A 9,182-nucleotide genomic window follows, 5' to 3' on the forward strand; every position below is an offset into this window, starting at 1 on the left:
ATCTTAAAGGCCTTGATTTACAGGGTTTTTTCTATTAGATGAATGGCTTGTTGGGGAAGCTGACGCTAAAGACAAGTGAGAGCGATCGCCTCAGGCGGTGCGTATTTGTCTCAACGCTGCTAGGTGCCCTGCGTAAAGCGGCAGATCAAGACTGCCAGTAGAGCCAAACAGGTACGGCACTACGTCATTGAGTCAGGACAAGTTATTTTCTGAGAGCTACGCGACCCTTAAAAATAACTCATCGGATCTAAGCGGGTAGCGCTGTTGAATTTAAATGTAGGCAGCGCTCTAATTTCAAGATTTCTTAAGAGCGCCATTCAGTGATAATCTGGAAACTGGCGAGATTACAAACGTTCAGGCTTTTTTCAAGTCTCTAGTCAAGTCTTTATTAGAAGCTGATCACACGATAGGCGCAAGCATGGTCACCACAGCAGAAAAAACCAACGTCGGTCAAGTTACCCAAATTATCGGTCCCGTCCTAGACGTAAAGTTCCCGGCAGGACAAATGCCTCGAATTTATAACGCCCTCGTTATTAAAGGTACAAATTCAGCCGGACAAGCGATTTCCGTCACTTGCGAAGTGCAGCAGCTTCTGGGCGATAACCAGATTCGCGCTGTTGCCATGAGTACCACAGATGGCTTGGTGCGTGGCATGGAGGCAACGGACACGGGCGCTCCCATCAGTGTTCCAGTCGGTGTCGGCACCCTAGGGCGAATCTTTAACGTTTTGGGAGAGCCTGTAGACAACAAAGGGCCTGTCGATACGCAAGACACTTCTCCTATCCACCGGGCTGCTCCTAAGCTTACCGACCTGGAAACTAAGCCGTCGGTGTTTGAAACAGGCATCAAGGTGATTGACCTGCTGACTCCCTACCGTCGGGGCGGCAAAATTGGCTTGTTTGGCGGCGCGGGTGTCGGCAAAACCGTCATCATGATGGAGCTAATCAACAACATTGCGACGCAGCATGGCGGCGTGTCGGTCTTTGCTGGCGTGGGCGAACGCACCCGCGAGGGCAATGACCTTTACAACGAAATGATTGAGTCGGGTGTAATTGACAAAGATACGCCCGCAAACTCCAAAATTGCGTTGGTGTACGGTCAGATGAACGAACCGCCCGGAGCTAGAATGCGTGTGGGTCTGTCGGGTCTGACCATGGCAGAATACTTCCGCGATGTCAACAAGCAGGACGTGCTGCTGTTTGTGGATAACATCTTCCGGTTTGTCCAAGCGGGTTCTGAAGTGTCGGCGCTTTTGGGTCGGATGCCTTCTGCGGTAGGCTATCAGCCGACCTTGGGCACCGACATGGGCGACCTACAAGAGCGGATTACCTCAACGACTGAGGGTTCCATTACCTCGATTCAAGCCGTTTACGTTCCGGCGGATGACTTGACCGATCCAGCTCCGGCAACCACCTTTGCCCACCTGGATGGTACAACAGTACTGTCCCGCGGTCTGGCAGCAAAAGGCATCTACCCAGCTGTAGACCCGCTGGATTCTGCCTCTACCATGCTTCAGCCCAACATTGTGGGTGCTGAGCATTACGGTACGGCTCGCGCGGTTCAGTCAACGCTTCAGCGTTATAAGGAACTGCAAGACATCATCGCCATTCTAGGTCTGGATGAATTGTCTGAAGACGATCGCCTCATCGTTGCCCGTGCTCGTAAGGTCGAGCGTTTCCTGTCCCAGCCCTTCTTTGTGGCTGAAGTCTTCACGGGTGCGCCTGGAAAGTACGTCACCCTAGAAAAGACCATCAAGGGATTCCAAATGATCCTGTCGGGTCAGTTGGACAGCTTGCCTGAGCAGGCATTTTACCTCGTGGGCGATATCGATGAAGCGATCGCCAAAGGGGAGAAAATGAAGGCAGAAGGCAAGTAGGAGAACCGCTGGCGGGTGTTGGCTCGGTCAACCGATCGGACTGACACCCATCACGCTGACCCAATTTACTCCCCTGATTTAATCTAAAGCTAACTATGACATTAACCGTACGTGTAATTGCTCCAGACAAAACCGTCTGGGACTCCAATGCTGAGGAAGTCATTCTACCCAGCACAACCGGACAGCTCGGTATCTTGACCGGGCACGCGCCGTTGCTTAGCGCATTGGACATCGGCGTGATGCGGGTGCGTGACAACAAAGAGTGGGTGACGATCGCCCTGATGGGTGGGTTTGCAGAAGTTGAAAATGACGAAGTCACGGTGCTAGTTAACGGTGCTGAGCGGGGCGATAAGATCGATCGGGAAACTGCCCGTCAGGCCTACAGCGAAGCTGAAACCCGATTTAATCAATCGCGGGGTGGCGATCGCCAAGAGCAAAACAAAGCAGATAGGGCATTGCGTCGCGCTCGTGCCCGTTTTCAGGCAGCAGGTGGCGTACAGCCCTAGCTAATTCTGAAAAACTAGCGGAAATGAATCAGGTGCGAGACATTGCGATGTCTCGCTTTTTTGTGCTTTAGCAGCTGCCGCAACTTATACCGATTTAAACGAATTTGTGGGCACATCAAACCTCAGAAGGGGCTTGGCATTGCCAAGCCCGTACCGGGATCTGTCGTGGTTCCAATTCAAATTGTTATTATGTATAAATTATTTTTTGTCTAAATAATTTCTTTATATTTCATATTGTTCAATTTACCTCAGAATATGATCTAAAGCCATGTATAGCAAGGATATTCATGATAAATTGACATCTTTTACACTGTAACAACTTTACGTATAAACACGAATTTTTAAGAATCTATGTCTAAATTTAGACATAAACACTGACCATTTTTAGATAAAGAAAGCCGAATCTAGCTATGCCGACCTCCTTACGTCTTAGGCATAGCTATGAAATTGGCAAGCGATCTAAAAACTGCCTCAAATCCCACAACTGCTGCTCGTCTGAGCTTAAATAGCGGCGATCGTCGCACCTACAGAGGACAACTTGAGCCATCTAATCTCAGCCGGCTCTATCGAATTCGCTGTAGTCAAGGCGATCTCAGCCTTTCTCTGACCGAGCTGAAAGCTAACGCTAGCCTGACCCTGCTCAACAGCAAGGGCAAGACTGTAGGGCGATCGGATAGGTCAGGTCTGTCTCCAGAATCGCTGACACAGACCGTAGAGCAGGGAACTTACTATGTTCGTGTTTCAGGCGATCGAAGCAGCAAATACAAGCTTAGTCTGGCGATCGATTCTGCTCAAAAAAGCTCAGGTGGTCAGCGTGCCGTCTCCAGCAATGATTTTGTGCAGCGAGTCGTGGATTTAACCAATGCTCAGCGTGCTCAGGCAGGTTTGCCCGCGCTCAAACTCAACGCAAAGCTTTCGGCGGCAGCCTATGCCCATAGCCGCGATATGGCGCTAAATGACTTCTTCAATCACATGGGATCTGATAGGTCTAAAGCCGCCGATCGCGTCTCTGCTCAAGGCTATAGCTACCTGAACGTTGGCGAAAACATTGCGGCTGGCTATGCTACACCAGAAGCCGTTGTCGCAGGATGGATGAACAGTCCAGGACATCGGGCTAATATTTTGTATTCAAAAGTTAAAGAAATTGGAGTGGGATTTTACTTCCTAGCCAATGACTCTGGTCAGACACCCTATCAATACTACTGGACACAGGATTTTGCGACTCCGGGACGATAGAAGAAAGGTAGGATTCTGGACTCTGAATCCAAAGTCCAGAATCCAGAATCACAAAGCGGCTCTAGAAGTGGGCGACGATCGCCTCTGCAAATTCCGAGCACTTCAATGGCTCGACGGGAGGCTCCATCATTCGCGCCAGGTCATAGGTCACTTCCCCATGAGAAATGGCGGCTCCTAAGCCCTGCTTGATCAGGTCGGCGGCTTCTTGCCAACCCATGAACTCCAGCATCATGACACCAGAGAGAATGACGGAACCTGGATTAATTCGATCTAGCCCCGCGTGCTTGGGAGCTGTGCCGTGGGTTGCCTCAAACACGGCGCAGGCATCGCCAATATTTGCCCCAGGTCCCATACCCAAACCACCCACGATCGCCGCCGCCGCATCCGATAGGTAGTCGCCGTTTAGGTTCATTGTTGCCAGAATCGAGTATTCATCTGGGCGGGTCTGAATCTGCTGAAAGATGCTGTCGGCAATGCGATCGTTGACCATGATTTTCTCTTTCCACTTGCCCTCGCCGTGGGTTGCCCAGATTTCATCCAGAACAGTCTGCACTTCCTGGCAGATCTTTTCTTTTTTCTCTGCCGTCAGTGAGTCGTAACCTGGCTCAATCTGGCGGGCATTATCTTCAATGCTGAGGTCAGGATTCTTCTCTTTGTTGCCCAAAATCCAGGACTCTTGCTCAGTAACGCACTCCTGGCGGAATTCGCTCTTTGCCAGCTCGTATCCCCAGTCGCGAAACGCGCCCTCGGTGTACTTCATGATGTTGCCTTTATGTACCAGCGTCACCATCTGCTTAGCTTTGGGCAACCGCAGGGCATGACTGATGGCGCGGCGCACGAGTCGCTGAGAGCCGTTTTTGCTGATGGGCTTAATGCCGATACCAGAGTCGAGGGGAATACGCTTCTTGCCATGTTCTGGCGTAGCAGGAATTAACTCTTCGTTGAGAATTTTGATTAAGCGATCGCCAATCTCGCTGCCCTGCTTCCACTCAATGCCAAGGTAGATGTCTTCAGTGTTCTCTCGATAAACGATCACATCTAGCTTTTCAGGGGTCTTGTGGGGGGAAGGCGTACCTGCGTAATATTTGCAGGGGCGAATACAGGCATATAGGTCAAAGATTTGGCGGAGCGCGACATTGAGCGATCGAATGCCGCCACCAATTGGGGTGGTTAATGGCCCTTTAATCGCTACACCATATTCTCGAATGGCAGTCAGAGTATCTTCTGGCAAGTATTGATAGGTGCCATACACTTCGCAAGCTTCGTCTCCGGCATAAACTTTAAACCAGGAAATCTTCCGCTTGCCGCCGTAAGCTTTCTCAACGGCAGCATCAAAAACCCGCTGTGCAGCAGGCCAAATATCTACCCCTGTGCCATCTCCCCGAATAAAGGGAATAATGGGATCGTCCGGGACGTTTGGCTCACCGTTGCTAAAGATGATTCGTGATCCGGTAGCAGGGGGCACAATTTTCTCATACATGCTGACAATTCCTAGTGTTACTAAGCGCAAGTGTCTAAGTAAGATTAGCGGATTTCTAAACCTAGAACGATATCTGCTGAAAATAGGTACGGTAAGTTTGCCGTTTTCTGGCGATCGGTTTCTTGTAGCGAAGTGTCTGTGTCTCCCATACGCAAAGTTTCGCTGCTCTGAAGAAAATAGACTTTATCGGAAATTGCTTTGTGGCGCGGCGGAGCCGCGCCACAAAGCAATTTCCAAACCTCGAAACCTTATTTCCGATTAAGTCTAATGTTGAAGATTAAAGAAAATGTTGAAGAATATGTGTAGAAGGACTTAGCGAGCATCAACCCTTCTCTCCTTCCCGGCTAGATAACAGTCGTTAACATGGCAACCGTTTTATAAGTCTATTTTTTTAAAGCTTGGGTATCTGAATGAAGAAGATTTTGATCGTAGATGACGACATCACCTTGAGGACAGCCCTAATTCGATATCTGCAAAATCGGGGCTATTCCGTAGTGGATGCAAAGTCTGGTACAGAAGCCTTGATCGCCATCGAACAAAATCCGCCTGATTTAATTGTGTCAGATGTGATGATGCCCGAAATGGATGGTCTAGAGTTCTGTCGGCGCTTGCGGGCTACGCGATCGGGTCAGCTGATTCCCTTCATCTTTTTGTCGAGCCGCAGCGAAGTCGATGCCCGGATTCAAGGGCACCAGATGGGCGCAGATGACTATCTCGTTAAACCCTTTGAGCCTAAAGAACTGGTGGCAAAAATTGAGTCGCAGCTTGAGCGATCGCGCCGCATTCATTCAGAAATCATTCGCCTCATGCAGCAAACGCCTGTCGCTCCTGAACCTGCCGCGCTGCCGCCATTGCTACCTTTGCCGCTCACCCCTGCCGAAGAAAAGGTGTTTTGGGAAGTCATTCAGGGATTTACTAACAAGCAAATCGGCGATCGTCTATTTGTCAGTCCGCGCACGGTGCAAACCCACCTCAGTAATATCCTCAGTAAGCTTCAGCTAGAGAGCCGATCGCAGCTAATTCGCTATGCTTACGAGCGAGGCTACCGTCCGCCCGTCGAGCAAAAAGCCGAAGAATGAAGGGCTAGATGGTGCCGCTTCCGTATACAGTGGGAGGTGAGCTATTCTCAAATTCGCGCCGCATCGTTTTTGATCCATGCCCGATCTGCAACAATCTAATCCTGGCACCCCCCGTTCTGAGGCAGACCCCAACATTTCTGCCGCCAGCGTTTCAGGCTACATGGCCGATTTGCTCAACCGTCTCAAGTCTGAATCGGCAAAAACTCAGCTCCAGCTAATCCAGGAGTTAGAAAAATCAGGAGAACCAGGGCTGAATGCTTTGATGAGCTTTTTGAGCGATCGCCGCTTGGCTTCTCCCAATCCTGCTTCCCCCAGCCCGATTGAGGGCAAAGCCTATCAAATTTTGCTTGCCTCCGACCAGCCTCTATGTCAGGAGTTTCTGCAAGCCCAGTTTCCTCAAGGTCTAATGTCTGGGCGATCGGAGCGAAACATAGACTATGGCGCTTTGCAGGATTTACTGGCTCGTCAAGAGTTTCAGGCTGCCGATCGCCTGACGATCGAAATTCTGTGCGCCCTAGCAGGAGCCGCGTCAGAACAGCGCAAATGGCTGTATTTTACCGACGTAAAAGATTTGCCAATCGCCGATATGCAAACCATCAACACCCTCTGGCAGGTCTATTCGGAGGGCAAGTTTGGTTTCTCGGTGCAGCGAGATCTGTGGCTGGGAGTGGGCAAAAATTGGGAATCTCTCTGGGTCGTCATCGGCTGGAAGTCTGGAAATGCCTGGACGCGCTATCCCCAGGAGTTTACCTGGAATTTAACTGCACCCAAAGGGCATCTGCCGCTCTCCAATCAGCTGAGGGGCGTACGGGTGATGGCAGCGCTTCTATCGCATCCAGCTTGGGGGTGAGAAGTAGGGTGAGAGGGTGGATGGGTAAGAGGGTGGATGAGGAGCTATCCATCCACCCTCTTACCCATCCACCCTCCTTCTTCCTCACCTCCCCATTGCCTGTCCTGCCAGCCAGCCCGTCGTCCAGGCACTCTGGAAGTTGAAGCCCCCTGTTACCCCATCAATGTCCAGAATCTCTCCGGCAAGGTGCAGCCCCGGACAGCAGCGGCTCTCCATGGTTTTGAAGTCTATCTCCTTCAGATTCACGCCGCCGCAGGTGACAAATTCATCTTTGAAAACGCCTTTGCCCTGAATCTGATAAATTCCCTGGGTCAGTTCTTGGACGATCGAGTTCATTGCCGCCTTAGAGAGGTCAGCCCAACGCGTTTCGCTAGAGATGCCCACACGATCGTTCAAATACTGCCAGAGCCGTCGAGGTAGAGCCACAGGCGGATGCGCGGCGATCGTCTTCTTTGCCTCGGTTAGCTTATAGTTTTGCAATAGCGATCGCACTTGCTCTACAGACTGTTGCGGCAGCCAGTTGACTTGCAGCTTGGCGCAATAGCGACTGTCATACAATGCCCTTGCCCCCCATGCCGAGAGCTTAAGGACTGCGGGACCGCTCATACCCCAATGGGTGATCAGCAAGGCTCCCGTCTGCTCCAGCGGCTTTTGGTCGGGCAGCAGCAGCTTTGCCTGAGCTAGCTCGACCGAGACACCTGCCAACTCTCGGAGCTGGGGGTCAGCAATGTTAAACGTAAATAGCGAGGGGACGGGCGGCTCGATCGTGTGTCCTAGAGCCTTAACTAGCTCATAGCCTTGAGGACTGCTGCCTGTCGCCAGTAGAAGACGATCGCTCCTCAGTTTTTCTCCTGACTTCAACTCTAGTTCAAAGACATCCTCAGCGTGAGATACGGTCTGCACAATTGCACCTGTTCGCACTTCTATCCCTGCATAACGGGCGGCTTGCATCAGGCAATGGACGATCGTTTCTGAGTCGTCGGTAATGGGAAACATCCGCCCATCTGCCTCAGTTTTGAGCTTGACTCCCTGCTGGGCATACCAGGCAACTGTATCTTGAGCCTGAAAGCGGCTGAAGGCTCCCCGCAGGGCTTTGCCGCCCCTAGGATAGTGTTGACTTAGGGTGGCTGGATCGAAGCAAGCATGAGTGACGTTGCAGCGACCGCCGCCCGAAATCCTAACCTTGGCGAGGGGCTGACGACCCGCCTCTAGGAGCGTCACCTGAGCTTGGGGATGGGCAGTGGCACAGGCGATCGCCCCAAAAAATCCCGCTGCGCCCCCACCCACGACAATCACTTTCATAACTGGCTCACTCTTATGACTGGCTGTATAGACATACTTTTATCGATCGCGACAAGATTGCTGTATCATCTCACTGGAGCGTCGCTTACGCTAAAGTCACTCCATCTGCTAGACATCTTGCCCTAGTAATTTTTGCCCCAGTGATGATCTGGATTTAATCTTCGGGAACACTGGTGTTAGTGCAGAAGATTGCAGTTCAAAGGCGAAGATTAGCTTTTGCGACCTTTGTTTTCCAGCCCTTGCTATCTGCCAAGATTGCTGTCTGCCAAGATTGCTGTCTGCCAAGATTATTATTCGCCAAGCTTCAGGAAGATTTCAGTATGTCTCTTGAGAAACTCCAACCCGCTAACCCCCGTGATGTCGGCGTTTACACCCCCTACTACCAGGGGCGCAAAAAAAGCGCCTTGCCTCTGGCTATCAGCCTCTACCAAACGGGAAATTTAGAGGGTCTGCGTAAAATTGAGGGAGGCGAAAGTATTCCTTTCGTAGCGAGTTGGAACGTTTCGACTCTGCCCTCTGAGCTGACCCGCTGCCGTCTGCAATTTGATGGCAGTGCCGATTTAAGCTACGAATTAATGCTGCCGAACTTTGAGTTTGTTGATTTCTTAATCGAAGTACTGTTTACGTTCAAAGGAACCCGCATCGCAGACTTTTCCCAAGGCTTCTATCGTAAGCTACTGCGATTAGACGATTAGGCAATCCTTGTATTCTCAGTAGATCGCAAATTAGGGTTTTGTGGGGGGGGGGGCGCGCCCCCAAAAAAAAAAAAAAAAAGAGCTTTGTAATAAAAATGTTAATTGTGTTTTTTTTTATAAAAAAAAAGAAGAAGATGGGGTTAATTTTTTTTTTTTTT

At 50.7% G+C, this 9,182-nt stretch carries 9 protein-coding genes; 7 read left to right on the forward strand and 2 right to left on the reverse strand.

Annotated features, from left to right (window positions below; all coding sequences use genetic code 11):
- The first annotated feature begins 38 nt into the window (after positions 1-38).
- The 4 genes from AC5JMP_RS01750 (at position 39) to AC5JMP_RS01765 (ending at position 3,618) form a co-directional block, all read left to right on the forward strand.
- On the forward strand, positions 39-161 hold the full coding sequence (locus AC5JMP_RS01750) for a hypothetical protein (RefSeq protein WP_495849703.1): 123 nt from the start codon (positions 39-41) through the stop codon (positions 159-161).
- A gap of 257 nt (positions 162-418) precedes the next feature.
- A complete protein-coding gene (atpD, locus tag AC5JMP_RS01755; RefSeq protein ID WP_495849704.1) occupies positions 419-1,876 on the forward strand; it encodes a F0F1 ATP synthase subunit beta in 1,458 nt (485 codons plus the stop codon).
- 95 nt (positions 1,877-1,971) lie between these two features.
- Positions 1,972-2,382: an ATP synthase F1 subunit epsilon gene (gene atpC / locus AC5JMP_RS01760; protein ID WP_495849705.1), complete on the forward strand. Its 411-nt coding sequence runs from the start codon at positions 1,972-1,974 to the stop codon at positions 2,380-2,382.
- Positions 2,383-2,823: 441 nt separating this feature from the next.
- A complete protein-coding gene (locus tag AC5JMP_RS01765) occupies positions 2,824-3,618 on the forward strand; it encodes a CAP domain-containing protein (protein WP_495849706.1) in 795 nt (264 codons plus the stop codon).
- Positions 3,619-3,679: 61 nt separating this feature from the next.
- Here AC5JMP_RS01765 and AC5JMP_RS01770 read toward each other — a convergent pair whose 3' ends face one another.
- Positions 3,680-5,098, reverse strand: coding sequence for an NADP-dependent isocitrate dehydrogenase (locus AC5JMP_RS01770; RefSeq protein ID WP_495849707.1), 1,419 nt, complete (start codon positions 5,096-5,098; stop codon positions 3,680-3,682).
- 410 nt (positions 5,099-5,508) lie between these two features.
- Here AC5JMP_RS01770 and AC5JMP_RS01775 point away from each other — a divergent pair, with 410 nt between their 5' ends.
- Positions 5,509-6,177 carry a response regulator transcription factor gene (locus tag AC5JMP_RS01775; protein WP_495849708.1) on the forward strand — a complete coding sequence of 223 codons (669 nt, stop codon included), beginning with the start codon at positions 5,509-5,511 and terminating at the stop codon, positions 6,175-6,177.
- Between the two features lie 76 nt (positions 6,178-6,253).
- The gene (locus AC5JMP_RS01780; RefSeq protein WP_495849709.1) at positions 6,254-7,027 is read left to right on the forward strand and encodes a GUN4 N-terminal ARM-like repeat domain-containing protein; all 774 of its coding nucleotides are present in this window, start codon (positions 6,254-6,256) and stop codon (positions 7,025-7,027) included.
- 84 nt (positions 7,028-7,111) lie between these two features.
- Here the strand turns inward: AC5JMP_RS01780 and AC5JMP_RS01785 are convergent, their stop codons facing one another.
- Entirely contained in the window at positions 7,112-8,329 is a 1,218-nt protein-coding gene (locus AC5JMP_RS01785; RefSeq protein ID WP_495849710.1) for a BaiN/RdsA family NAD(P)/FAD-dependent oxidoreductase, read from the reverse strand.
- Between the two features lie 320 nt (positions 8,330-8,649).
- On the opposite strand from AC5JMP_RS01785, the gene ebsA reads away from it, so the two are divergent.
- Entirely contained in the window at positions 8,650-9,024 is a 375-nt protein-coding gene (gene ebsA, locus AC5JMP_RS01790; protein WP_495849711.1) for a type IV pilus biogenesis protein EbsA, read from the forward strand.
- The last annotated feature ends 158 nt before the right edge of the window (positions 9,025-9,182 follow it).

Source organism: Drouetiella sp. (genome assembly GCF_059504425.1).

Coding starts and splice junctions, on each gene's coding strand:
- AC5JMP_RS01750 (WP_495849703.1), top strand. CDS start 39: ATGAATGGCTTGTTGGGGAAGCTGACGCTAAAGACAAGTGAGAGCGAT.
- atpD (WP_495849704.1), top strand. CDS start 419: ATGGTCACCACAGCAGAAAAAACCAACGTCGGTCAAGTTACCCAAATT.
- atpC (WP_495849705.1), top strand. CDS start 1,972: ATGACATTAACCGTACGTGTAATTGCTCCAGACAAAACCGTCTGGGAC.
- AC5JMP_RS01765 (WP_495849706.1), top strand. CDS start 2,824: ATGAAATTGGCAAGCGATCTAAAAACTGCCTCAAATCCCACAACTGCT.
- AC5JMP_RS01770 (WP_495849707.1), bottom strand. CDS start 5,098: ATGTATGAGAAAATTGTGCCCCCTGCTACCGGATCACGAATCATCTTT.
- AC5JMP_RS01775 (WP_495849708.1), top strand. CDS start 5,509: ATGAAGAAGATTTTGATCGTAGATGACGACATCACCTTGAGGACAGCC.
- AC5JMP_RS01780 (WP_495849709.1), top strand. CDS start 6,254: ATGCCCGATCTGCAACAATCTAATCCTGGCACCCCCCGTTCTGAGGCA.
- AC5JMP_RS01785 (WP_495849710.1), bottom strand. CDS start 8,329: ATGAAAGTGATTGTCGTGGGTGGGGGCGCAGCGGGATTTTTTGGGGCG.
- ebsA (WP_495849711.1), top strand. CDS start 8,650: ATGTCTCTTGAGAAACTCCAACCCGCTAACCCCCGTGATGTCGGCGTT.